General features: G+C 37.2%; 32 protein-coding genes. 12 read left to right on the plus strand and 20 right to left on the minus strand.

Annotation, left to right across the window (positions count from 1 at the left end):
- Nucleotides 1-39: 39 nt before the first annotated feature.
- The 4 genes from AC0L6R_RS13935 to AC0L6R_RS13950 all read left to right on the plus strand — a co-directional run bounded on the left by AC0L6R_RS13935 (nucleotide 40) and on the right by AC0L6R_RS13950 (nucleotide 2,241).
- On the plus strand, nucleotides 40-834 hold the full coding sequence (locus tag AC0L6R_RS13935) for a cation efflux transmembrane domain-containing protein (protein WP_091692275.1): 795 nt from the start codon (nucleotides 40-42) through the stop codon (nucleotides 832-834).
- A 171-nt stretch (nucleotides 835-1,005) separates the two neighbouring features.
- On the plus strand, nucleotides 1,006-1,377 hold the full coding sequence (locus AC0L6R_RS13940; RefSeq protein WP_473271776.1) for an ArsR/SmtB family transcription factor: 372 nt from the start codon (nucleotides 1,006-1,008) through the stop codon (nucleotides 1,375-1,377).
- A 49-nt stretch (nucleotides 1,378-1,426) separates the two neighbouring features.
- Complete coding sequence (merTP, locus tag AC0L6R_RS13945) at nucleotides 1,427-2,026, plus strand: mercuric transport protein MerTP (protein WP_473271777.1); 600 nt, start codon at nucleotides 1,427-1,429, stop codon at nucleotides 2,024-2,026.
- A gap of 5 nt (nucleotides 2,027-2,031) precedes the next feature.
- Nucleotides 2,032-2,241: a GDCCVxC domain-containing (seleno)protein gene (locus AC0L6R_RS13950; protein WP_091692277.1), complete on the plus strand. Its 210-nt coding sequence runs from the start codon at nucleotides 2,032-2,034 to the stop codon at nucleotides 2,239-2,241.
- A gap of 71 nt (nucleotides 2,242-2,312) precedes the next feature.
- On the opposite strand, the gene AC0L6R_RS13955 is transcribed toward AC0L6R_RS13950, so the two are convergent.
- The 11 genes from AC0L6R_RS13955 to AC0L6R_RS14005 form a co-directional block, all read right to left on the minus strand.
- The gene (locus AC0L6R_RS13955) at nucleotides 2,313-2,657 is read right to left on the minus strand and encodes an ankyrin repeat domain-containing protein (RefSeq protein ID WP_473271988.1); all 345 of its coding nucleotides are present in this window, start codon (nucleotides 2,655-2,657) and stop codon (nucleotides 2,313-2,315) included.
- A 9-nt stretch (nucleotides 2,658-2,666) separates the two neighbouring features.
- Nucleotides 2,667-2,972 (minus strand): hypothetical protein, encoded by a 306-nt coding sequence (locus AC0L6R_RS13960; RefSeq protein WP_091692280.1) that lies wholly within the window; start codon nucleotides 2,970-2,972, stop codon nucleotides 2,667-2,669.
- A 429-nt stretch (nucleotides 2,973-3,401) separates the two neighbouring features.
- The gene (locus tag AC0L6R_RS13965) at nucleotides 3,402-3,839 is read right to left on the minus strand and encodes a hypothetical protein (protein ID WP_283412445.1); all 438 of its coding nucleotides are present in this window, start codon (nucleotides 3,837-3,839) and stop codon (nucleotides 3,402-3,404) included.
- A gap of 11 nt (nucleotides 3,840-3,850) precedes the next feature.
- The gene (locus AC0L6R_RS13970; protein ID WP_473271778.1) at nucleotides 3,851-5,503 is read right to left on the minus strand and encodes a hypothetical protein; all 1,653 of its coding nucleotides are present in this window, start codon (nucleotides 5,501-5,503) and stop codon (nucleotides 3,851-3,853) included.
- Nucleotides 5,504-5,527: 24 nt separating this feature from the next.
- Nucleotides 5,528-5,863, minus strand: a complete 336-nt coding sequence (locus AC0L6R_RS13975; protein WP_473271989.1) for a restriction endonuclease — start codon at nucleotides 5,861-5,863, stop codon at nucleotides 5,528-5,530.
- The gene (locus AC0L6R_RS13980) at nucleotides 5,829-6,686 is read right to left on the minus strand and encodes a hypothetical protein (protein ID WP_473271779.1); all 858 of its coding nucleotides are present in this window, start codon (nucleotides 6,684-6,686) and stop codon (nucleotides 5,829-5,831) included. Before AC0L6R_RS13980 ends, AC0L6R_RS13975 begins: the two co-directional genes overlap by 35 nt.
- Entirely contained in the window at nucleotides 6,634-8,184 is a 1,551-nt protein-coding gene (locus AC0L6R_RS13985) for a DEAD/DEAH box helicase family protein (RefSeq protein ID WP_473271780.1), read from the minus strand. Before AC0L6R_RS13985 ends, AC0L6R_RS13980 begins: the two co-directional genes overlap by 53 nt.
- Nucleotides 8,181-8,951 carry a PDDEXK nuclease domain-containing protein gene (locus AC0L6R_RS13990; protein WP_473271781.1) on the minus strand — a complete coding sequence of 257 codons (771 nt, stop codon included), beginning with the start codon at nucleotides 8,949-8,951 and terminating at the stop codon, nucleotides 8,181-8,183. Before AC0L6R_RS13990 ends, AC0L6R_RS13985 begins: the two co-directional genes overlap by 4 nt.
- Nucleotides 8,952-8,956: 5 nt before the next feature.
- Nucleotides 8,957-9,196 carry a DUF1016 N-terminal domain-containing protein gene (locus AC0L6R_RS13995; RefSeq protein WP_473271782.1) on the minus strand — a complete coding sequence of 80 codons (240 nt, stop codon included), beginning with the start codon at nucleotides 9,194-9,196 and terminating at the stop codon, nucleotides 8,957-8,959.
- Nucleotides 9,197-9,199: 3 nt separating this feature from the next.
- The gene (locus AC0L6R_RS14000; RefSeq protein ID WP_473271783.1) at nucleotides 9,200-11,161 is read right to left on the minus strand and encodes a site-specific DNA-methyltransferase; all 1,962 of its coding nucleotides are present in this window, start codon (nucleotides 11,159-11,161) and stop codon (nucleotides 9,200-9,202) included.
- 24 nt (nucleotides 11,162-11,185) lie between these two features.
- Nucleotides 11,186-11,395: a helix-turn-helix transcriptional regulator gene (locus AC0L6R_RS14005; RefSeq protein WP_091692286.1), complete on the minus strand. Its 210-nt coding sequence runs from the start codon at nucleotides 11,393-11,395 to the stop codon at nucleotides 11,186-11,188.
- Between the two features lie 289 nt (nucleotides 11,396-11,684).
- On the opposite strand from AC0L6R_RS14005, the gene AC0L6R_RS14010 reads away from it, so the two are divergent.
- On the plus strand, nucleotides 11,685-12,452 hold the full coding sequence (locus tag AC0L6R_RS14010) for a hypothetical protein (RefSeq protein WP_473271784.1): 768 nt from the start codon (nucleotides 11,685-11,687) through the stop codon (nucleotides 12,450-12,452).
- Between the two features lie 103 nt (nucleotides 12,453-12,555).
- Nucleotides 12,556-12,756 (plus strand): hypothetical protein, encoded by a 201-nt coding sequence (locus tag AC0L6R_RS14015; protein ID WP_139235860.1) that lies wholly within the window; start codon nucleotides 12,556-12,558, stop codon nucleotides 12,754-12,756.
- 253 nt (nucleotides 12,757-13,009) lie between these two features.
- Here AC0L6R_RS14015 and AC0L6R_RS14020 read toward each other — a convergent pair whose 3' ends face one another.
- Complete coding sequence (locus AC0L6R_RS14020) at nucleotides 13,010-13,918, minus strand: ArdC family protein (RefSeq protein ID WP_283412440.1); 909 nt, start codon at nucleotides 13,916-13,918, stop codon at nucleotides 13,010-13,012.
- 797 nt (nucleotides 13,919-14,715) lie between these two features.
- Between AC0L6R_RS14020 and AC0L6R_RS14025 the strand changes: the two genes are divergently transcribed.
- Both AC0L6R_RS14025 and AC0L6R_RS14030 read left to right on the plus strand, forming a co-directional pair.
- Nucleotides 14,716-14,934, plus strand: a complete 219-nt coding sequence (locus tag AC0L6R_RS14025; protein WP_473271785.1) for a DUF6933 domain-containing protein — start codon at nucleotides 14,716-14,718, stop codon at nucleotides 14,932-14,934.
- 4 nt (nucleotides 14,935-14,938) lie between these two features.
- Entirely contained in the window at nucleotides 14,939-15,322 is a 384-nt protein-coding gene (locus AC0L6R_RS14030) for a DUF6933 domain-containing protein (RefSeq protein ID WP_473271990.1), read from the plus strand.
- A 33-nt stretch (nucleotides 15,323-15,355) separates the two neighbouring features.
- Here the strand turns inward: AC0L6R_RS14030 and AC0L6R_RS14035 are convergent, their stop codons facing one another.
- Nucleotides 15,356-15,826 carry a JAB domain-containing protein gene (locus AC0L6R_RS14035; protein ID WP_473271786.1) on the minus strand — a complete coding sequence of 157 codons (471 nt, stop codon included), beginning with the start codon at nucleotides 15,824-15,826 and terminating at the stop codon, nucleotides 15,356-15,358.
- A gap of 459 nt (nucleotides 15,827-16,285) precedes the next feature.
- On the opposite strand from AC0L6R_RS14035, the gene AC0L6R_RS14040 reads away from it, so the two are divergent.
- The 4 genes from AC0L6R_RS14040 (at nucleotide 16,286) to AC0L6R_RS14055 (ending at nucleotide 19,372) form a co-directional block, all read left to right on the plus strand.
- Nucleotides 16,286-16,633 carry a hypothetical protein gene (locus AC0L6R_RS14040; protein ID WP_283412437.1) on the plus strand — a complete coding sequence of 116 codons (348 nt, stop codon included), beginning with the start codon at nucleotides 16,286-16,288 and terminating at the stop codon, nucleotides 16,631-16,633.
- Complete coding sequence (locus tag AC0L6R_RS14045; protein WP_283412436.1) at nucleotides 16,630-17,562, plus strand: ATP-grasp domain-containing protein; 933 nt, start codon at nucleotides 16,630-16,632, stop codon at nucleotides 17,560-17,562. The genes AC0L6R_RS14040 and AC0L6R_RS14045 overlap by 4 nt, the downstream gene beginning before the upstream one ends.
- A gap of 122 nt (nucleotides 17,563-17,684) precedes the next feature.
- Nucleotides 17,685-18,206 carry a hypothetical protein gene (locus tag AC0L6R_RS14050; protein ID WP_473271787.1) on the plus strand — a complete coding sequence of 174 codons (522 nt, stop codon included), beginning with the start codon at nucleotides 17,685-17,687 and terminating at the stop codon, nucleotides 18,204-18,206.
- Nucleotides 18,207-18,223: 17 nt separating this feature from the next.
- The gene (locus tag AC0L6R_RS14055) at nucleotides 18,224-19,372 is read left to right on the plus strand and encodes a hypothetical protein (RefSeq protein WP_473271788.1); all 1,149 of its coding nucleotides are present in this window, start codon (nucleotides 18,224-18,226) and stop codon (nucleotides 19,370-19,372) included.
- 55 nt (nucleotides 19,373-19,427) lie between these two features.
- Here the strand turns inward: AC0L6R_RS14055 and AC0L6R_RS14060 are convergent, their stop codons facing one another.
- The 7 genes from AC0L6R_RS14060 to AC0L6R_RS14090 all read right to left on the minus strand — a co-directional run bounded on the left by AC0L6R_RS14060 (nucleotide 19,428) and on the right by AC0L6R_RS14090 (nucleotide 22,995).
- Nucleotides 19,428-19,649, minus strand: a complete 222-nt coding sequence (locus AC0L6R_RS14060; RefSeq protein WP_283412433.1) for a hypothetical protein — start codon at nucleotides 19,647-19,649, stop codon at nucleotides 19,428-19,430.
- Between the two features lie 254 nt (nucleotides 19,650-19,903).
- Nucleotides 19,904-20,398, minus strand: coding sequence for a hypothetical protein (locus tag AC0L6R_RS14065; protein WP_473271789.1), 495 nt, complete (start codon nucleotides 20,396-20,398; stop codon nucleotides 19,904-19,906).
- A 68-nt stretch (nucleotides 20,399-20,466) separates the two neighbouring features.
- Entirely contained in the window at nucleotides 20,467-21,126 is a 660-nt protein-coding gene (locus AC0L6R_RS14070; protein ID WP_473271790.1) for a hypothetical protein, read from the minus strand.
- The gene (locus AC0L6R_RS14075) at nucleotides 21,104-21,364 is read right to left on the minus strand and encodes a hypothetical protein (protein ID WP_473271791.1); all 261 of its coding nucleotides are present in this window, start codon (nucleotides 21,362-21,364) and stop codon (nucleotides 21,104-21,106) included. The genes AC0L6R_RS14070 and AC0L6R_RS14075 overlap by 23 nt, the downstream gene beginning before the upstream one ends.
- Before the next feature lie 10 nt (nucleotides 21,365-21,374).
- Nucleotides 21,375-22,034, minus strand: coding sequence for a DUF4099 domain-containing protein (locus tag AC0L6R_RS14080; RefSeq protein ID WP_473271792.1), 660 nt, complete (start codon nucleotides 22,032-22,034; stop codon nucleotides 21,375-21,377).
- 4 nt (nucleotides 22,035-22,038) lie between these two features.
- Nucleotides 22,039-22,668, minus strand: coding sequence for a M23 family metallopeptidase (locus AC0L6R_RS14085; protein WP_473271793.1), 630 nt, complete (start codon nucleotides 22,666-22,668; stop codon nucleotides 22,039-22,041).
- A gap of 12 nt (nucleotides 22,669-22,680) precedes the next feature.
- Nucleotides 22,681-22,995 (minus strand): alpha-crystallin domain-containing protein, encoded by a 315-nt coding sequence (locus AC0L6R_RS14090; protein ID WP_473271794.1) that lies wholly within the window; start codon nucleotides 22,993-22,995, stop codon nucleotides 22,681-22,683.
- Nucleotides 22,996-23,003 lie beyond the last annotated feature (8 nt).

Here is a 23,003-nt window from a genome sequence, read left to right on the forward strand (position 1 = left end):
ATCTTAAAAATCTTGCTGTCAAAAGATAAGCTAGTCAACATGCAAAAAACAATCTTTGAGATAACCAAAATGGACTGCCCTTCGGAGGAGAACCTTATCAGGATGAATTTGGACGGTATTTCCAGTATTGAAAATTTGGAATTTGATATCCCAAACCGGAAACTGACAGTTTTTCATCAAGGGGAAATTGAAGCCATCGAAAAGTCTGTTGTGGACTTAAATTTAGGAGGGAGGAAAATTTCCACCGAGAAGACTGACCAATCGGTCTTTAAAGAACACACTCACCAAAAAAAGTTACTATGGTCTGTCCTTGCAATAAATTTTGCGTTTTTTCTAATCGAAATGACCACAGGAATTATTTCCAAATCTATGGGGCTGGTTGCCGATAGCTTGGATATGCTTGCGGATAGCTTTGTGTATGGGATAAGTTTATTTGCAGTGGGGGGAACAATATATAGGAAAAAGCGGATTGCTAAATGGGCTGGATATTTTCAGATCATACTTGCGATCATCGGATTTGTAGAGGTATTAAGAAGATTTTTTGGAGTCGAGAAGCTTCCGGATTTTTCAACAATGATTATTGTCTCAATTCTTGCCCTCATGGCGAATGGAATTTGTCTTTATCTGTTGCAAAAATCGAAAAGCAAAGAAGAGGCTCATATGAAAGCAAGTATGATTTTTACTTCAAATGATGTGATTATTAATTTAGGTGTAATTGCCGCAGGCCTATTAGTTCATTGGCTAGAATCCAGTACGCCAGATCTGGTTATAGGAACAATTGTTTTTGTCTTGGTTGTTCAAGGGGCATTTAGAATTTTAAAAGTGAGCAAATAGAAAAACATGAAGTGATTTTATTCGAAATAACGGTAGGTAAGGATAATTTCAGACTAAGTAAAAATATTTGATTTTAGGATATTGACGTTGCAGAGTATTGGATTTTTAAAACAAAAGTAAAAATGTATTTAAGCATTTGCTTAAATAAGAAGTTTTCTTATTTTTGTATTCATGGATATCATTTCTTGTATTAGGCAACAAGCGGACGTTGAACAACTAAACCGCTGCAAAAGCCGAGTTTTTGAGCTTCACGAATCCTTCGACTATTTATCAAAGGGACTTGAGCTGGCTGGGAATAAGGTCAGGTTGAAAATTCTTTTCCTGCTTTATGAAGAGAAACAACTATGTGTATGTGATTTGAGTGATATTCTAGGAATGACCATATCGGCAATTTCTCAACATCTCAGGAAACTCAAAAATCAGAAGGTCATCGAAGCTGAAAGACAAGCGCAAACTATTTTCTACTCCTTAGCTGAAGAGTATAAAATCCTGCTTAAACCGATATTCACATTAATTGAGGAAAATAAAGTTTTCGAAAATTGAGGAAAATAAAGTTTTCGAAAATTGAGGAAAATAAAGTTTTCGAAACTGTATGAAGAAAGATAATACACTAATCGGCGCAGGAGTTCTATCATCCTTTACGGCTTCCATATGTTGCATTACTCCTGTTTTTGCTCTTGTCGCGGGAACAAGCGGGATCGCATCCACTTTTTCCTGGCTTGAATCAGCAAGACCTTACTTTATTGCTTTTACAATTTTGACTCTTGGTTTTGCTTGGTATCAGATTTTGAAACCTAAAAGAGAAGCGGATTGCCATTGCGAAACGCCGGCTAAACCGAAGTTGATTGAAACTAAAACATTTTTGGGTATTTTGACTGCATTTGCTATGCTCATGCTTGCCTTTCCAAGTTACTCGCACATCTTCTACCCCAAGACAGGAAGCCAGACGGAACGGGTTGACAATGAAAATCTTCAGACCGTAGAGTTTTCTATCAATGGGATGACATGCACAAGTTGTGAAGAACATGTAAACCATGAAGTGAATAAACTTTCTGGAATAATCAGCTCGACCACATCATATGATAACGGCAATGCTGTTATACAGTTTGACAGCTTAAAAACGAATGTTTCTGAAATTGAAACAGCAATAAATAGCACAGGATACAAAGTAACAGAAAGAAAGGAAAAGTAATTAGCATGAATGCCCTACTTAAATCAATAATCACCTGCCCTGAGTGCGGAAATCAAAAAGAAGAAACCATGCCGACAGACGCCTGTCAATTCTTTTATGAATGTGAGAATTGTAAAGTGATATTAAAACCTAAGAAGGGAGATTGCTGTGTTTATTGCTCCTATGGAACAGTGCCTTGTCCTCCTATTCAAGATAACAAGCCTTGTTGTTCTTAAACATTGAAAAAATATAAATATTGATAGCCCCTATTTATCTTCATAGAGTAATATCTGGCGTTACAAATTTTTCAATTCATTAGGGTTTGCAATTCTAAATCATTTTTAGCCATCAATTGCAAGTAGTCATTTTTCCCTTTATCCAGCTTTTTTGCCTCTGCACCGTGTTGTAAGAGCAGTTTTATGCAATCGACTTGGTGGAATTTATTTACTGTATCGTTTGATTGTAATGAATGGATTGCCCAGCCAAGTGGGGTGCTGTTATAAGTCTTGTCTTGTCCATCAATTTTGGTCCCAGACCTTATTAGCCGGTCGACTAATTTATCCCTACCACAAAATGCTGCCCAGTGCAATGCAGTTTCACCATTGTTCTGATACGTATAATGAATGTCAGCACCTCTTTCAATATAAAATATTCCGAGTTTTTAAGCGTGAAGACTGGCTGCAGCAAGAATGGGAGTTCCACCACCATTAATTTTGTTGCCATCTATTTTTGCTCCATTTTCCAAGAAAATCTTTGCAAATATGATTCCATCATCATCCGAAATTTTTCTCGCAAAAATAGCATCGCAAATCCTATGAAGTGGGTGTTCTTTTTGTCTACAAAAAAATTCGAAAGGAATCGTAATTCCTTCGTTTGCCAGATTAGGATTTTCTGAAAGTAATTTAGCCAGCACCTGAAAATCTTTTCTCTCAATCAATTTTTTGACCTTTTGTGTAAATATTTTCATTTTAATCAGGGTTATGGCTTCAAATTAAAGTCTTAATAAATAGTTTCCAGATTGTTTTCAGCATGAAAATAATCATTTTTCATTGCATCAAACTCCATATTTCCCTTTTTAGGAGCAACTCAAATTTACTACTTTTCTGAAAAAGGAATATGGCTTATTAGAGCTTCTATATCAGACTACCTTTATTTACCGCTATCTTGAAACAGTATATTAGATAGCCTATACTTTTGATATAGCTAGATGAATTTTGGAGAATTAAAAAGGGCAACAATCTGAGAGTATTAATTATATAAATACATCTTTACTCTTTTACTTTTTTTTAAAAACAACTCTGAAAATCAATCAAATTATCTAATTATCTGGTCAGCAATAAAATTTTCGGGAACTGCCCTCATATAGGGAGGAACTTGCTAGTTTAAATTGTCACTATTATTCTTGATTTGATGCCTCCAAAATATTTATAGCCAAAAAAGAGAATGCATGGACAATTTTAGTTCTTGGAGTAAACTTGGTGTATTTTTCACCTTCAAAATTAAGATGGACTTGCTCTGACCAGCTGTGGAACTCGCCATTTTTTGCATCGTATTTAAATTCATGAGCTAATTTGTTTCTCAGTCTATTTAGCTCTGTCAAAGAATAAATTATAGAATCTGAATGTGGTGATTGCCCCAACAGGTGTTTCAATCTTATTACTTTTGAGTAAAAGGACAACTTCTCTGGATCAGGGTCTCCCATTCTCTTTAAGGCTATCTCAATTATCTTTTCAAGAAAAATATGACCATTTAATAGTATTAAGGAATAGTCGGAAAATCTGTCCAAATTGCCCCAGACAGCTAATTCTAATAAAGGATCTACTTTATCTCCCATATTCTAGCATATCATCGAAGAAACTTTAAGAATCGTTCCGCAAAACCGTTGGGAATACGCTTCTGAACAGGAATAAGTTTGTTTATCGTGTTTGAGAATGCAGGGACAAATTTTTTATCCCGGAAATGACTATCAAACATTCCCCAGATCCTTCTTGGTGATTCAGTTAGATAGGCTTCTGAATTTTCCCAATCCGAAACATGAGTTAACAACATCCTTTTAACACATACCTTTTTGTTAATCAAGCCCTTAGTTAATTCTTCAAATCGATCACTAAAAACATCTGCAAATAATGCTGTTTGAAAAACCTTCTCATTAACAACTAACAAAGGGAAAACATGGATCTGTTTACCTACCGGAAATCCTTTGTCAAACAAAGGTGCCTTTTCCAATAAAGTTGAGACAGACTTCGCCAATTGGTCCACCCCAAAACGGCTGAAAAACTCCTCTCTTCCTTTTTGATATAAACTTTCAATATCCCCACCATATTTAGACTTGTCATTGAGGCTCCCGCTCTTAATTTGACCCACAATAATTTTGTTATTATAGCGAAAATAAAAATCCGAAAATTCGCTTCCTCCCTTTGAATCTGGAATAGCTAGTTGATCGAGAGATAAAAAAATTGAATGCTCATATTCTTCAAATATCCTTCTCAAAATCCCACAACAGTATTGTTCAAAGAACCTCCCAAAATACCCGGAAAATTCTTCTATTGCCCTATTTTGCTCGTCAATTTCTTTGTAGTTCCTTTTTAAGAAATCAAACCAAAAGTCATTCAAAAATTGAGAACAGCATTTTTCTATCAAAAGAATAGAATCTGAAAGTAAATATTCATTATTGCTTACTTTAATCAATGGAGATTTTCTAATCCCAATAAACTTAAGGATAACTTTACTTTTTGTCTTTCTACTTAAAGTCTCTAAAAATGGATCTTCTCCATTTGAGGGGTACCAGAAACCAAACTTCTTATCTTCATAAGATTCGTGCATGATTACGCTTTGAATTCTTTGAACAAATTCTTTCGGCATGCATCCATAGGTTTTGTTAAAATATTGAATCAAGTTTTCCGAATACTTTTCGGTCTTTAGGAAAAAATCAAACATGGAAAAACTCCGACAGACCGTAAATACAGGGTTTATTTCCAACAATAACTCATTTATTGGCAATGTTGCTGGGTTCAAATTTTCAAAAGTTGGATTCTCATCCGCTTCTTTTGATTTGGATTTTAATTTAAGTAGCTCTGTATTTACCGCTAATAAATATTTAAAAAGCCTTTCCCACTGACCTACATTTTCAAATTTAAATCCATCGATTGGATTAACTTCATCACTTTGATAAATCTCTTCAATTGCATATAAAAAGGTCCCTCTAAAAAAAATTATTGGAGATGATTTCCCATGAAAGTGATTTACAAAATCCCTAAAGTAAAGCGTATAGAGTACATCAGATTTCAAAAGGTGTTTTAATATCTCCTTTTGCGTATCGAAACTAGTATCAAAGAAAATTCTGTTTTTGGGTTTTATAAGATGGTTGAGATATGCCAATTCATACAAAATTGCATCTTTCGATAACCCTTCTAGTAAAGAAATACGAGATGGAGGATCTTCATTGAAAAAGGAAGAGTATTGTAGAATTTCGGTAGCCATTGGAGCTAATCTTGTCATTCAATATTGAATTATCATTAATCCCTAATCAACCAACTGCCCCACTCTACTGACTACCCTATATTCCAGATCTTTAAACTCTTCGAAATGAGCTTTGCCGCATTTAATTTTCATTTGCTCATCGGGGCTTAACCTATAAATATCAACGACTGGCGTTCCTGTATCCTTGGTTTCGGCGACGAAATAGATCTTTTCCTGATTTTCAAATACTACCGCCCAGTCTGGATTATAATTTCCTATTGGCGTTGGGATTTTAAACCAGTTAGGCAATTTGAAATAAAACTTTACTTGTTCGCTGCTTTCGCAATCCTGGGCAAATTGACTCTCAACACCTGAATCCAGAGGGATATATTCTTGCAGAAATGGTTTTTGAAGAGTCCTTTACCTTGTAGGAAAAGGTATTCAAATATATTTCCAGTTCCTGAGATTCAAAAAGGGACATTTCATATTCCTTGGTACCAATCTTTTGATATTTTATTCCATCTATCATCAGGTAATGTAGAACCCTCTTGATAGTCTGAATGGATAAATCCAAAAACAATTGCGGATTAATCAAGATATCTTCTATCCTTCCAGACTGAACCAGGATTTGCTCAATAGTAGTTCTTGTCAGTTCAGTTTTACTTTGGATATAGCCCAAAACATCTGGAATCTTCCAGGAATAACCACCATATGATTCCAGTTTGTCACCAGCATATTCTGTTTCTACTCCCGCTGTACCCATATTGATCCTAACTTTAGTAGATCGAATAGATGGGGCGTTGATTTTTGGAAGGTCTTTAAGTTGCTTTGCTGCTTTGTCAATCAGATCCTCCGTTTTATAATCCACTTTGTACGTGGTGCGTTTTTTGAGCTTTTCCCAGATATCCAAAAATGCCGGATCCGCCTCAAAGCCCTTCCTGTATTTGATTGCCATGCGGGTTTGTTTGTTCTTGACTCGTCCGGCAAATGACACACCGCATTCATCCTCGATTTCCTGTTGAAGACTATTGGCAAAATCTTCATAGGATTCATTCGCAATTACCGTCAGTCTATTGATATTCCGGTCATAGGTTCTTTTTCCGTCCTGATCTACAGCAAGTCTGAGACCTCTTCCGATTTCCTGGCGCTTCTTGATTTCGGATTTTGTTTCATTTAAGGTACATATCTGAAATACATTGGGATTGTCCCAACCTTCCCTCAAAGCAGAATGTGAGAAAATAAATCGAAGCGGGATTGGTCAGTCCAAGCAATTTTTCCTTGTCCTTCATGATCAGACTGTAGGTATCATCATCCGCTTTGGTTTCACCCGAGGTATCCTTTATCCTTCCCTTATTGTCTTGGGAAAAGTAGCCATTATGCACATCCTTCAGTGGAAATTTATCCAACTCTTTAAATGTAGGCTTAGTCATAAAATCCAAATAGATCTCCTCAAACCATTGTGCAAACTTTCCTTGGGTAGGAATACCGGAAGCATCATACTGCCTATAGTTAGCAACTTTATCAATAAAAAATAGTGAGAGCACTTTGATGCCCTGCTTGTTGAGAAGCTTCTCCTTTTTTAGATGCTCTTCAACAGTTTTACGGATTTGGAACTTCATCACTTCTTCAGTCAAACCACCCTGGCTATCTCCTTTATAAATGATATTCCCATTGGAAATTGTGATACAGTTATTCGCTGCATCTATTTCTTCAATCAGATATCCATCAGCGTAAACCTCTCTCTCATTAGAAAGCTCGTATAAATCATCTCCTACTGCGATAGTTACAGATTTCTTTCTCACTCCGCCTTTTTCATTGCTATTTATAGCAAGCTTTGCAGTGACTTTTGTTTTGGTTGCTTTGACCGCTTCTACGGATATAAATGCATTATTAAAGGCATTTTCTTCCATCACTGAATCAACTTCGATTTGCTTCACTAATCCCAAATCATAGGCTTTCACAGGGTTTAAACTATAGCAAAGATTGTATTGATTTCGATGGGTAGCAGAATATCTGAGAGTACACAAACCTTGCAAATTTTCAATTGCTACAGTTCTTTTCTCTGTCTCCATGTTTTGTGGCTCATCTACAATCACCACTGGATGAGTTGATTGGATAAACTCCAATGGTTTTTGGCCATTCAACTTGTCATTGGGCTTATTGATGATGTTTTCATCCTTTGAAAAGGAATCAATATTGATCACCAGAACTTCAATCGTGTTTGTGGTCGCAAAGCCTCTCAAGGATGAAACCTTAGAGCTGTCATAAACTTGGAAATTGAGCGGAGTATTGTCATAGAGCGTTTGAAAATGCTCGTGGGTAATTTCCAGATTTTTCAAAACTCCTTCTCTGATTGGCACAGAGGGCACCACGATGACGAATTTCTTAAAACCGTATAGTTTGTTCAATTCATAAATAGATCTCAGATAAACGTATGTTTTACCCGTTCCTGTCTCCATTTCCACGGAAAAGTGCATGCCGTCCAACTTCTTAGAGAGAGGCAAGTCATTATCTGATTGTACTTGTTTCAGATTAGCCAGAATTTGCTCTTCGGAAAGAACAAGGTTATTGCTGACCCCATTGATCAAGTTCAGTGTTCCTTCTTCCTTGAGGTTGAACTCTACCAATGAATCCTCTAAAGGTTGGCCTTCAAAAATATCTGTTATGGACTTGACAGCTTTTAGCTGATGGTCTAGGTTTGACTCAAAGCTTAACTTCATTTCTTCATCTTATCAAATTCCACTTCAATTTCTTCAATAGTCGGAAGACTGCTCTTGAGATTATCGGGTAAGTTTTCCACCAATTTAAGCTCACTCACTCCCATGGGCTTATTGATGTCCCTTAGGGCAAATTCCACCTCAATATTACTTTTGTCTTTGCATAGCAATATCCCGATCGTAGGATTATCGGCAACATCCTTAACCAAGCTATCTACTGCCGACAAATAGAAATTTAACTTTCCTGCATACTCAGGGATAAATCGCGTGTTTTTCAGCTCTATTACCACATAGCATTTCAGGCGGGTATGATAAAAAAGCAGGTCCAGGTAATAATCGCTTTCTGCAACTTTTAAGTGATACTGGTTTCCTATAAAGGCAAAACCCTTCCCAAGCTCCAATAGGAATTGGGTGATGTGCTGGATCAATTGTTTCTCAATATCACGCTCTCGATGTTGTGCGTCCAGTGTAAGAAAATCAAAAATATAGGGATCTTTCAGTGTTTGATTTGCAAGATCTGAAAGTGGCGCAGGCAAGGTTTCTTCAAAGTTATTGACTGAATTACCTATCCGACCAAACAAATTGGTTTTGACCTGGGTATCCAATATATCTCTGCTCCAATTGTTGGCGATGCATTGTTCCGCATACCAAAACCGGAGTTCCTTTTCTTTGATTTTCTCGATCAGGAGGATATTGTGACCCCAAGGCAATTTTGCCACAAGCTGTGGCAAAATTGAAGCTTCTGGATATTCCCTGTAAAAGGCCAACATCCTACCTAAATTTCTTTCTGAAAAACCCTTGGTGCCAGCGAAAGGTCCTTTTGCAAGTCTTTGGACAATTGAGGTATCACACCGGCAGACCAACCCTCTTGGCTTTGCTTTTCAGCGATGGATTTACCAATCTCCCAATACAATAGAATCATCTCAGAATTGACTGCTACAGCTGCCTTGACCTGAGATCTTTGGATTTTTTGTTTGATGTCACTAAAAAGTGACTGATAAGCAAGTAACTCCATGGATTAAATCGTCTTGAATTCTATCCCCGCATTTCTCATTTGCAGGACGGTATTGGTTTTCAGCTGATCATTCTCCTTAAAGATCCTATCCAAAGCAATGACCTTGGTGGGCTTTGCATCGATCACTTCTTTGATCGTGTCTTCGGGAACTTTGTCCAAGATCAAAACCAGCTCTTTTCCATTGATCCAGTAGGCATCTGATCTTTTCTCAATTTGGCTATTGAGGTCTTTTCCGCTCTTAAGGAGGAGTTCATAGACCATGCTTTCTTCAGTGGCAGTCTCAGCCACGGGATCAACAAAGAGCTTGATCTGCTCGGCCAAAGCCTGGGCATTGTGACCGGAAAGCTGCTTCCATTGCTTGAAGTTGCTATCATCCAACTTAAGTACCTTGAAACCCAGATCCTGGGTTTGTAGCGATTGGATTTTTTCTTGGAGGCTTGCAATTTCTGTTTTTGCCTCGTCAGTCGGAATCTCTCCTTCCAGCTTTTTAATTTTTTGTCCAAGCGAATTGACTTCCTCATCAATTTCACTTTGGATCTTATTTCCTGCCCTTCTGATTCGCTCTTTAGAAATATCAACAATGGAAAAATAACCTGCCTTAAAAGCCTCACTTTTTTCCTCACAAAGCTCGGGAAGCTGCACGCAGACATATTTTCGGTTGCCTCCATCCTGCCTGTTTAATTCCATAACGGCCTGAGCAGTTGTGCCAGAACCAGCAAAAAAATCCAAAATAAGATCCGATTTACCAGAAGTTTGATTGATAAGGTCACTTATTAATTTGCTTGACTTTGGGAAGTCAAAATATCTTTTGTCAAATAGATCATCTATTTCTTTTGTTCCATCTCTAGTGAATAAATCATTACCAACAATAGAAGAAAAGCCTGGCAAAACTTCACTAATATCAGAGAGGAAAACTTTCCGTCTAGGCCTCCCTTCTTCTGACTCAGGCCATATAATTCTATCTTCAGAAATAAGTTTAGTCATGGTTTTTATATCATATCTCCATCCCATTTTTGGGCGACCGTAGTTAATTGAAGTCTTAGGATTTATCAAATCATAATGAAGATTTGGACGACTGGCTTCATCCTTAAGCCCAACCATATTTGAACTAGCCCAAGAACCTCTTGGGTCATTATCAGGATTTGTATAACTATTAGTCTTGCGAGGTGTACCAATAAAGTGTCTCAAACTATTTGTTTTCGAAAAAACAAGGATATACTCATGATCGATAGAGACACCAGTAACAGTTCTATTGTCCTTATTTTGCCTACTTTTCCAAATAAATTCTGCAACAAAATTTTCCTCCCCAAATACCTCATTCATTAGCAATCGAAGGTTATGGACTTCATTATCATCAATGGAAACACAGATCACTCCATCCTGTCGAAGTAGGTTTTTGGCCAGATAGAGTCTTGGCATCATCATATTAAGCCAGTTACTATGATACTGCCCATTTTCCTTGCTGTTCTTTTTGAACATACCATCCTTCGTCATGTAGCCATCCTCGTCCTTATCGCCTACCCGCTTCTCATATTCAGCTTTAGTTTCTGAAAACTTGTCAGGGTAGATGAAAGAGTCATTACCGGTATTATAGGGAGGGTCGATGTAGATCATTTTGACCTTGCCAAAGTAGCTCTTCTGGAGCACCTTCAGCACTTCCAAGTTCTCACCTTCTATGAATATGTTTTGGGTTTCATCAAAGTTTACGCTTTCATCTTTGGCAGGAACCAGAGTTTTAGTGGAAGGGATTTGCAAAATTTTAAAAGCAGCACTTTTTCCCGCCCAGTTGAGCACATAGCGTTCATTTGAAAAATTGATGTTCTCACCTAAAGTGGCTTTGAGCTTTTCCCAATCGATCTGATTTTCAGTAAAAACCTCAGGAAGCACTTCCCTCAAAGCTTTCAATTTTTCTTCAGTGGGTGAAAGGCTCTTTCCATCCATTTCTTGTGTAGTACGATCTGACATTCGTCTTTTATCTTTTGCTGTTTTTCAATTGGACTGATTTGCAGGATTTTGATCCACCAGGAGATCTTTGGCGCTTACTTGGAGGATTTTGGCTATTTCAAAAAGAATTTCCAAACGGGGCTGTTGACGATTTTGGACGTAGCTATTGACCATATTGTAGCTTTTCCCCAGCTGCTCTGCCAGCCAAGTTTGGGTAATACCCTTTTCCTCAAGCACTTCTTTAATCCTGTTCATCTCTTTAATAAGTCCGAAACTAAAAATAGAGAAAAAAACCAATTATCTCATTTTTTGAGATAGGCCTTTCAATACAAACTTCATATTTAATGAGTACTAAGAATCGGTTCAAGAGAATTGGTGAGCAAAGATCTGATTGACTTATACTCTCTTTAAACTGACAAATTGTGTCATCCTTTCAAAAATATCTGTTAGAGGTAAGTATCTGGGAATCTGAGAAAAGAAGAAATAAGTTAATTTTAGCCGATTTGAAAAATTCACATTTTATTGACCCTCAAACTTCCTCTCAATGACAAGAATTATTTGTGATACCATGATTTGGTATGAATTGAGCAAAAATACAATTCAGGTTCCCGACCCAAATCAATACACTCTAGTATGCACAAAGCTTTCATTAATGGAATTGGCATTTTCGCCAAATAACCTAATAAAACTAGCAGAGGTACAAGCGGCAATACGAGAAATTGTTAAAGTTAAACCACAAATCATTTTGCATTACCCTTGGGATCATGCTACCTCATTAATTGATAAGGATTTTGAATCTGCTTTTAAAATTGAGGAAGATTTGACAATGGGTTTCCTAAGAGTTCTGCTTAATCATCCAAAAGAAGGATTGATCTCGAATAGCTTTAAAGATAAACTTGAAAATATAGCCTCTATTCTAAGAAAGAATTTTGGCGAATGGGCTCATTTCTTGAATGACCTAAATAATCTCGACAATGATGTAAAAAGGGCTCTAAAAAAATATTCAGATGCGAATCGGCATTTACTTGATTTTAAAAAGTGGTTTATACACAAATTGAACGAAAGGGAATTGGGCACATATTCCGTTGACACATTTCCTTGGGAGCAATTTGAATTCTATACCTCAATTGGGGCATCCTATAAGAGAAAAATGATGTTTTCTAGGATGAAGGCGGATGGAAACGATGAAAATGATCTAAGAAATATGATTTACGCCCAGCCTGGAGATAAATATTGGACTCTGGAGAAAAGGTGGAACAACCTTGCTAAAGAAGCAAATATGACGAAATATTTATATCAGCACAATGAATAATATTTTTATATAAAAACATCTTTACTTATTTACATTTTTAAGAACTCTCTGTGAAAATTAATCGTAAACTAGTATTATAGACCATCAAGTAAACCATCTGATTATGTGGCCAATAATAAAATTTTTAGGTACATTATTCATCAGCTTCATTGCAATGATTGGGGCATTGGGAGCAGAAAATCCATTTCCACTTTTTGCAGTTGCCTGGGGAGTGTGGATCCTTTATATCCTGAGCCTACGAGCAAAAAGAAAAAAGGAACTAGACAGAGAAAGGCTAATCAGAGAAATTCTGGATAAACTCTAGAATCCAAAAAGGAATTTCAAAGAAGCGAAAGATCCCAACAGAAAAAAACAAAACGAACCAACGCTAACCAATTTAAAGCCCATTCTGGAAAGAAAGAGCTTTTTTAGGTGCGCATCTTGGATCAGGGAAAGGGCAAATCCAGTTCCAAGAAATAATATCACGATTAGGAGTGGTTCCGAAAAATTGGTTTAAGTGATTTGACCTAAGTAAAGTTAAGTTAGTAAAAACCGAAGCATAAGAAAAAGAGGGGAAATTACTCCTCCCCCTCAGCTTGAATTCCAAGTATGTAATTGGCTGCTTGGTGTGCCTTTTGTGCTGCATAGATCAGCATTTTTGGATCATCTTTTAGAGGCTTGAGCCATCCTTTGAGGTAAGCCAAGGAATTTTTAAAATTGACTTCCTTAATTCCAGCGTAAGCATTTAGAAAGCTTGCTCCCATTTCCGCAACTAATTCTTCTTTAGAATATTCAGCAGATTGGTACCCAACCAAAGCAGGTCTTTCTGAAAATCTGCCTAATCTACTTGCATGACCTGTGCTGTGACAAATTTCATGAAAAAGAACAGAATAAAATTGTCCAACTCCTTTGAAAGATTCCTTTTCAGGCATATTGATATAATCATTGACCGGGCTGTAATATGCTTCATCGCCTTGATAAACGATATTTGGGCAATCACTGTAACCTGAAATAATAGCCTCGCAGCTTTCGATTGGCGAAAAAACTCGCTCCTCCTCGGTGTTTTGTATTATAAAATCGATTCCTTCTATTTGATCGATGTTGAAAACCGTCCAGATGAAAGGAGTAAATTTTCTTCCAAAAACATCCTCGTTTTCACCTTCTTCATTTTTCGTCTTTTCCTTGACAAACTTGGAGATCTTCCAGAATACAACCTTTGTTCCTTTTTCATCCTTTTTTACATTTCCACCCAATTGCTTTGCTTGTTTGAAGGTTAGGAAATAAGGAGTACTAAATTTCTTTGAAGTTGTCACCCAGGCAAGCCACAGTGCATTAAAACCTGTATAAACTCTGTCTGAAGCATAATTTTTAGGTGCATTTCTGGGATTCCAAACTTTTTCCCAAGTGAGGTTTTCATTTTGGATTCCCTCGATGATTTCATTGGTGACAGTTTCCGCTAGTTTATTGAAATTTTCCCAAGCTTTCATTCTCATAAAGTTTAAGTGATAAAAAGGAATTTGTCCTGGCCAAAGCATCCACACTTATATCCAAGGATGTTAGGAAACTTGACCCGACTACTACTGAGCTTTTCCCGATAGTCAGGAGAGCATTGTTTTTCTGGGAGAGCGGGGATATTTGACTGAGAAGTGACATTTTTTTTTCCACTGGTGTTGAGGTTCCGACCGACAAGCGTCTATAGAAAATTGGGTTCTGGGCAAGGCAATAACCTGAATGAAAAAGTCGGAGGCAGTCCGTAGGAAACCGTCTTTTTCACTTCAGGGCGAAGTGAATTTTTGACGATCCCAGGTTCTGGTTTTCACTTTTGCTTGATTGGGCGGACTTAATGCCAGTAAAAACCCGGAACGGATCAGACAACCCGCTTGGAAGAAAAACGCTCCCTGACGTTCGAAAAGAAAAGCGGAAAATGGCTTGCCCCCCCTGAGGAGGCTCTGGATACGGCTTTTCGGAACGGCCTTCCCGATTCCCAGCTTGTCGGGAAATGGGTAAAGGCTAAGTGAAGTAAAGCGGTAGCCGTGGGGAGTGAAAGCTCTCTCCGGAAATGAGAAGGAAGGAGCATTCATTTAAAAAATGGCGCGAATGAATCTCAATAGAGAGAGTGAGCGAAACGGGGAAATGGCTTAGGGATAGTAGCAAAAATCCTTTCTCGCCGAAAGCCTGGGGCTCACAGAGAAAGATTGAGAGCGGATAGCCTGACCGAAAGGAAGCCCCTATAAATCGATAGTATTCTTAAAAATCCCCACCTTTACACTTCAAATTCATAACCATGTCCACTCCTATCCACGTCAGCAAAAAGCTAGAGAAATTGATCCAAAAGGATATCACGCCTTCGGTTGGTGATGAGAATACAGCGATCTTGGGAAAATGGAATGCTACGGTATTTTATGTCAATCGAAGGAAAAACTGGTTGCTATACAACCCCAAAACCCACTATTCTCTGATACTGGAAAACCTCACTGCCAAAGACTCTTCCAAACATTCGTGAGAAAATCAGCCAAGAGCTTCAACTACAGCTAACGGTCGATGGAATCAATGCAACTCAAGAACAAGTCAATTGGCTCTTGGACGAAATTAGATTCCACTCCACAGATGGAGATCGCAGTGCCTTGGGATACATGAACCAGATTATGTTCACTCTTGAATGCCATCTGGACGGAGCATTCTATCGAAGCCTAGCCCAAATTAACGCCTACCTAAACGACAGTATCTTCAGTCTGGACGGTGTCTCCAAATACACCAACATAACCAAACCGAGGAAGGAAATGGAAAAAATTCTAAAAAACTATCTAGCCTCAAGTTTGGAAAAGCCCATTGATCCTGCCTTTTGGATTGATTGGTTATTTCCAGTATCATTCATAGGACGTTCTAACTAAAAATCAGCCCAATTACGAAATAAAAAGAGAGCCCTAAAGCTCTCCCTCATCTGCAAAGGAATAATATCCTTCTGATGTCATGATCAAATGATCCAACACTGGAATATCCAGAATATTTCCAGCTTGCTTGATTCTCTGAGTCAATCTTTTATCCTGTTCTGATGGCAGTAAATTTCCAGAGGGATGATTGTGGGCAAGCACGATTGATTGGGCAGCACTTTTAATAGCAGCTGCATAGACCAGTTTTACATCTACTACTGTTCCGGCTGTTCCTCCAGAGCTAATGGTTACAATTCCCAGCACTCGATTGGCTCTGGATAGCAGCATTACTTTAAAATCCTCAACAAATTCTATCCTATCATCTTCCCAGGCTTGGACAAACACATCATATACTTGTCTTGATGTTCCCACCTTCGGACGAAGTGAGTTTTTAACTTTTGTACTGTAGCTCAACTTTATCTCAGCTACTTCAAACAAATCAATTTTTCTTTCGGAAGTCTCCATAATCTTTTTCGTTTTTGTGGAACAATAAATTATGAAGCATCATCAGGCCGTGGGCGACAAAGACCGAAAGGAAAAGGAATAAAAAGCGCAGCGCAGCAAGCGGCTTTATGCCGGAAGCTTACGGTCGCCCAGAGCCCAAAGGACTAACTTGGCGAGGAATTCAGTGGTAAAAAGAAACATCTAAATGTAACTTTTCAAAATACCTTTCTATATTGAACTAAGGAAGTTCTCTTCCATTGTGATAACAGAATTGAAGCAGCTCAAAAAACAGAAACGAATTTTTGAGGTAATTGGGAGTTGGGGGCGATTTGAGTATCAACAAATTAGATCAATTTGTATACTTCCTAACAAATCAATAATTTTTAGACTCCGATCGGATCATTTTGCAGGCAACAACTTACATTCAATCCCCACTTAATTCGTTTGGACACGTTTATAGGCTTAAAAAAATATAACCTCATGAAACCATTGATACTAAACTTTGCTGAAAATAATGGGAAAGAAGATCTAGATTACTCTATTATAGAGTATTCAAAAAATCAAAATTTATCTGTACTAAAGGGCACGAACATTCCGGCAATTTCTCAAGTAAACCTTGGAACTCAAACTAACACAAGAGTTTCAGGTGAGGGAACAGACTCTGATTTTGATAGACACCATCGTTTAAATTCAATTCTCCATACAAGCACCAAAAGCTTGTCAAATTCAGAAATTACCGACAGCGATTTTGATCTAGGGAAACTTATAAACCTACTTGACACAAACACAAATACTAAAACCATTGAATCCAGCGATTCAGACAGATGATACTTATTTTTACACATAAGGAAGATTATACGGCTGATTTTCTAATTGAAAAGCTAAATAGAAAGAAAATTAGATACTACAGATTAAATTGCGAGGATATTTTTTCAAAAAGCTATTCGATTAATCCAACTTCAGATAACCCTTTAAGTATTGACGGACATTCGAAATTTGACTCGGTATGGTTCAGGAGATTTAAGCTTCCTTTACTAGAAAAAGTTGAATCAAAAGAACGTCTTTTTTTACTCCAGGATTTTGAAACACTATTCAGTAATATTTTTGAAGTTCTATCTCCAAAAGTTTGGATAAGCAAACCAGACAAAATATATCGAGCGGAAAATAAACTCCTTCAATTAACTGAAGCAATAAATCTAGGATTTCATGTTCCTGAAACACTAATCACGAACAATCATCAGGAACTTCAGAATTTTTTCAACGATCAAGATAAAAATGTAATAATAAAGCCAATTAGGCAAGGAAGGGTGGAAATGGTCGATGGATTCAAAAATATTTTTACAAATATTATACACGCTGATACGATTGAAAGTATTCACGACTTTGATCTAACTCCATGTATTTTCCAAAAACATATTCTGAAACAATATGAATTAAGAATTACAGTTGTAAATGATAAGGTTTTTACGGTTAAAATAAACTCCCAGTCTAATCAAAATACTTCTGTTGATTGGAGAAAAGGAAAGTCATTATTAATTCCAATTACTTTACCAGCTGAAATTGAGTTCAAATGTATCGAGCTTGTTAAAAAATTGGGGCTTTCTTTTGGTGCTATTGATATGATTTATGATATCGATGGAAGGTATATATTTTTAGAAATAAACCCGAACGGGCAATGGGCTTGGATTGAACTGGAAACAGGTTTACCCATATCAGATGCCATAATTTCTCTTCTTTTTACTAATGGAGATGATTAAAAACTATTTAAGATATATAGGATTCTGGGAAGAATTCAGTAAAAACCCCTCCAATTAAATATGAGTTCAAAAGGGAGAAAAAGATTTCAATTGCTGAAAGAAAATTGGGTTACCTCAAAGAAATGGAAGCTAATCACATTGAAAGAAGAAATACAATAGAAACAAAAAACTCGCAGCTGATTGGGCAAGCAAGTATTGTCTCTTCTGTTTTCTTCTTGTTCATTTCCTTACTATTAGAGAGTTTTTCTGAAATCCCCTTTTTTTATAGAGTGGTTTTATCTCTAGCATTTCTAATTGTCTTAATTCATTATTTATTCGCAGTTATACATGCCACCAAGACACTAGAAATAAATCGCTACCAGTATCCTAACAGAAGTACTGAGACAATAAAAGGCAGAAAAAAAGAAATTGATTTTATCAATGAAGAGATAAATGATCTAGTTGTTATCGTTGACAGATCAGCTGAACTCGACAATAAAAAAGGAGACAATTTGCTTTATGCAGCTCGTTGCTTTCAGATAGCTAATATTGGATTCGGAATCTTGACGATAGTTATAATTATTATGATATTTTTTATTCCTATTACAAAAAAACAATCCGACTCCGGAACCAAAATAGAAAAACCAGTAGGTACGGTTTGTTGAATAAAAAGCGATAAGTAATGGATTCCACAATAAAACGAATGCAAAATGCCTCTATTGGAGAAGCTAGAACAAAAGCATTCCTAATAGATCGATTTTGGATATTAGAACGATCTGTTGATATTGATGGTGCTGATTTTATTGTTCAATTAAAATTGACTGAAACAGATATTTTAAATACTGATATTCGTTTTGGTAGGGTCCAAGCAAAGTTTGTCCAAGATGGAAACACTCCAATTAGGATAAAGAAAAGCTACTTTTTGGATAATCATGGAAATCCAAGATTGGACTTTTCCTTACTAGTCAACACAGGGAATTCAAACGAACACAAATTATTTCTATTATTTTCCAGTGACATTAAAAGAATTTTTTCAAGGGGTAAAGAAAACTATGTAACCTGCTTAGCAATGAAGGTATTAACTGATGAGTTTGAAGTTTGCAATAAAGAGTTAGCACTTTTGAGAATTGAAAATTCGATAAAATCAGCAGATTTTTATCGGAACAGAGCATATATTTTCACTAATCTAGAATCTGTCAATCCTGATTTTGAAGGCATATTACCCGAATATTCCGAACAAATTGAATATAATGAAGGGAAAATTCCGGAAATATTCAAAGAGCAAAAATTGAAAGCTTTTGAATCAATTATTGAATTGGAAAAAGCCCATGATCTTTTGAAACGGTTTGTAGAAACAATAGATCCAATTGAAGGAGTTTATCTAACTGAAAAATTACACTATACTTTTGGTGGCTCAGTAGGGCTTCCAGAAATTTTCAATAAAGACTTCTATTACCTTTTAAAAAACCATTTGGATATTGTAAGAAAACTAAAAAATGATGGTGCATTAGACAACTACATCGAAGCCCCCACGAAAATTCTTGATTCTGCAAAAAAATTTATAGAGAATGAAAGTCTGGAATTTACTGACCAAGTAAATCATTTAGTAACTGTCAGATATAACCCGAAAAATTTTAAAAATCTTGAAATTCAAAATAAAATAGAAAGGTTAGATCAAAAAAATTTTTGTGAGTTTCGAACCAAAATACCTGGCGAAATATCTATCTCATATAGGATTGGGCTACAATCACTAAAAACGGGAGCACATCAAGTTAATGAGTATTGTATAAATCTATTGTGTAAAAGCATGTACGAATTAATAGATGGGTAGAATAATGAAAACCACCTTGCTTTTGACTATAAAAAAGCCCCTAAGGGCTTTTTAGTCAAGATTCATCCGATTCAGACTCTTTGACAGAAAAATAAACTGTGTGAGTTTTACCGTACTGATCTGGTTCTTTCAGTTTGGCGACATTGAACTTGACGTAAGTTTCGCCTTCGTATTCGAAGCTGTGGTTTTGGAGCTCTGCCATGTTGAGGCTTACTTCGACGATTTCCATGTTTTCGACTTGCTTGCCTTTTCCGATGTACTTTTTTGAGAATGCCATAGTATTTTGGTTTTAGTTAAAATTTATGCAGGTCATTTAGGACGGTCTGGAAAGTGATCAAAAATTAGAATTTAAAAACTGGGAGGTAGTCCGTAGGAAACCCTGTTTTTCGAAAAATTCTGCTAGAAGCTCCAATTTTTTGAAACTGACAGGCGGTTCGACCTTTGTGCATACAATTGGATAAAACCGGAATGGGGCATTAGAATTCATCGACATGAAAGGCAGTTGAATGGAAAATATGACTCGTAGCTAAATCAATCAATATTGATCTCATCTGCCAAAGGAACAGAAGTCTGATCTGAGGGCAATGCCTCATAATCGTATTCTCTATATACTTCTCCATCTGCCAAAACTCGAATACTAGCAGACATCAGATCAAACGTATCATCAGTATTTCTATCCAATGGAACAGCATTAAATACAAATCCCAAGCTGTGGATATCGGAAGTGGATTGAACCTCAAGAGAACTCGCTGAAGGTTCATATGTAACGGTGTAAGAATTCCCTTGTTCAATTATCTGAGTCCACTCTAATGAAGTAGGTTCAACCAACTGTGGAGTGACAAAAGTGGAAGTTCCAGCCAACATGCTATGAACAGTAAAAGTCACTAGATAATCAGAATAGTCCCCTGCCATTTCTACTTCGATAGTGACGTTTTTCTCCACCAATTTGGGTTCTTCATCTTCCGAGGAACAGGCGAACAATAGACTGGCAAAAACAAAAAATAATAGGTAATTCAGATTTCTCATTGTGGAATTGGTTTGGTTTAAAAATTCAGGTTCAAAGATATTGAGTTGATAAATATAGCAAAACCATATTATTTAGCTTCATCCAAAGCCAATTGATTGAGTTGATAAAACGACTCAACCCCCATCTTTTTGGGCTTGAAGGTTCGAACTGTTTGCTTTACTCCTTGTGATATACAATACGTTCGAAGTGAAAATGAAATAATAGATTCCGATGAGATCTTATTGGTGCTTTTGAAGTGAATAAGGTTACTATCCAACTTAAAGGAACATTCTCTTTCCTGGATCAAATTCTGAACCTTACAATCCATGACCCTTCCCAAAATCGAGGAACTGAAAACGGTATTGACCTTTGCTTTTTTTGGAATTTCATCAAGTGTTCTTGCTAACAATGGATGGTCGAAATTTGCTCCCAACACTATAAATCCTGCTTCTTCGAAAGCAATCCTTCCCTTAAACTGATTGACAAAAAAGATTAGCGAAGAATAGGAATCCGAGACAAATACTGATCGAATCGAATCCGAAATATGAAGGCTTGAAATACCAAAGGAAGCTTGCTTGTTTCTGTAAAGACTAAGCACTTCCCTATCCACGAGCTCACCATCTTCATCGAAAAAGTCAAAATGAATCTGACCCTTCTTGTCTTGCCAGGCAAGATTGGAAAAAAGGCGCTGAATATCCTTTTCAACGCCCTTGTAAGTCAAAATATCAAATGTCCCGTTCCTGGTCATTGTCTTGCTCTCCACTTTTCTTTCTTGGATTTCTTCCTTCTTCAGTGTCGATACTGTTTAGCCGCTTGATTTTGTTGATATCAAAATCATCTCGGACTTCTTTTGGGAGATTATCATCAGCGGAAATTTTGGAATATTCCTCCTTGATATTGTTTAAGTCACGGACTGCATCTTTGTCATTAGGATTTCTGGAAATTCTACGTTCTACTTGTTTTTGAACCTGTTTGACAGCTTGCAAATAGCCTTTACTATAAGCCTTTTCTTAGCTGGCTTTCCTTACCCAACATCTTTTGCACACCTGTGATCAGCAAGTAAGATATCCCTCCATCAAGCAATACCGATAGGACTAAACCCCGATTGTTGGACCGAATGCCTTTGGGTGCAGAAGGTGAAAGTTGAAATTTGGTACCGTCTCCTAATGCCACGACTTCTCCTTCCTTGTATTTCTTTTTTTGCTGCGGACTAAGCGCTTCCCCATTGACCTCTTGATGAGCTGTAATATCCCTGGGATTGTAAGACAGAAATTGCTTGGTTCGATGATCGTACTCTATGATTTCTGACTGAATATTCCCATCCTTATCCACGTAGCTTTTCTTCAAGTTTGCCAATTCCTTCTTGACCAATTGATTTCGTTCTGATTCGCTCAAATCTGGATGAGGGTTCGCTTCTCTATAGACAGGATCAATTCGTAAGGAGGGGTTCCCATCTTCTCCTCGAACTATGGAAAGTCTTGCCGGCAGCTTATCTATCTGGATCTCTTTCCCCTTCAAATCTTTCAATTCGACGATATCAGTCATTTTCCCATTTTTCAAGGCATGGACTTCTTTTTCCGGAATTGTAAAATTTCCGTCTTTGACGATTCCGAAAATCTCCAAATCCCTCATTGGTAATGCACTTTGATTTTTCATATTGTTATTGGTTTGATATATAGGTTAATAGCTCTTCTTTACTCAAAATCCTGGAAATCATCTGGATGAAAAGCGTAGGGCTGATGTACTTCTGCCCCTTTTTGATGGTCAAATGAAGATGATCCCCTGTTGACCTTCCTGTACTTCCAGAAATTCCGAGCACAGAACCTGGTAAAAGACTTTCGCCTTTCGATACAGACACATAGGATAGATGACCGTAAACAGCCTCGTACTTTCCGTGCTGTACTTTGACAAAGTTTCCCAAAAGTGGATCTGTTCCTACCGATTCAACTCTACCGTGCAGCATAGAATAGACTTTGGATCTATTGGTTTTAAGATCAATTCCTCGATGAAAGGAGCGATCCTTAGTAATCGGGTCAATCCGATGTCCATACCTCGATGTCACGGAAAAGCTATCCAATGGGAGAGAGGCAAGCAAAACCTTATTCTCTTTTTCAATCGGCTGAATCAGTTGGGAATAATTGCCCAAATTATCCGGGACTGTTTCTAGGGAAACTGCCTGTCGGATCACTTTTACTTTAGGAATTCCCTTTTGGAATTGATGGGTATTGAATTGTGCAAATCCATTCTGAGAGGCAAGAAGAAAAAGAGCCATACCTAGAGTCCAATTCATAGAAGTTTTGATTTAATCTACAGTAGCCATTTCTCGATGCTTTTCGATAATCTCAGTTACTTGCCGGTGTATTTTTTCAAAATGCTTGGTAAGGATCTCTTCCTTTTTCCCTTTGAAATCATAGTATTTCGGAGTAGTTCGATAAGAGCTTTCCTCCTGCTTTATTTCCTTCATGTCAAGATTGACCCGACAATGCACGTTGGAGGTTTTATATTTTCCGTCGAATTCAGTTCCCTCTGTAGCGATTATCCCTGCAATCTCCCCTGTATGCATGGAGGCAATTTTACCCGCAGGAATAAGTGACTCGTACCTTTCGCTATAGGACACCGAAGTTC

Source organism: Algoriphagus sp. 10J20-15 (assembly GCF_055809615.1).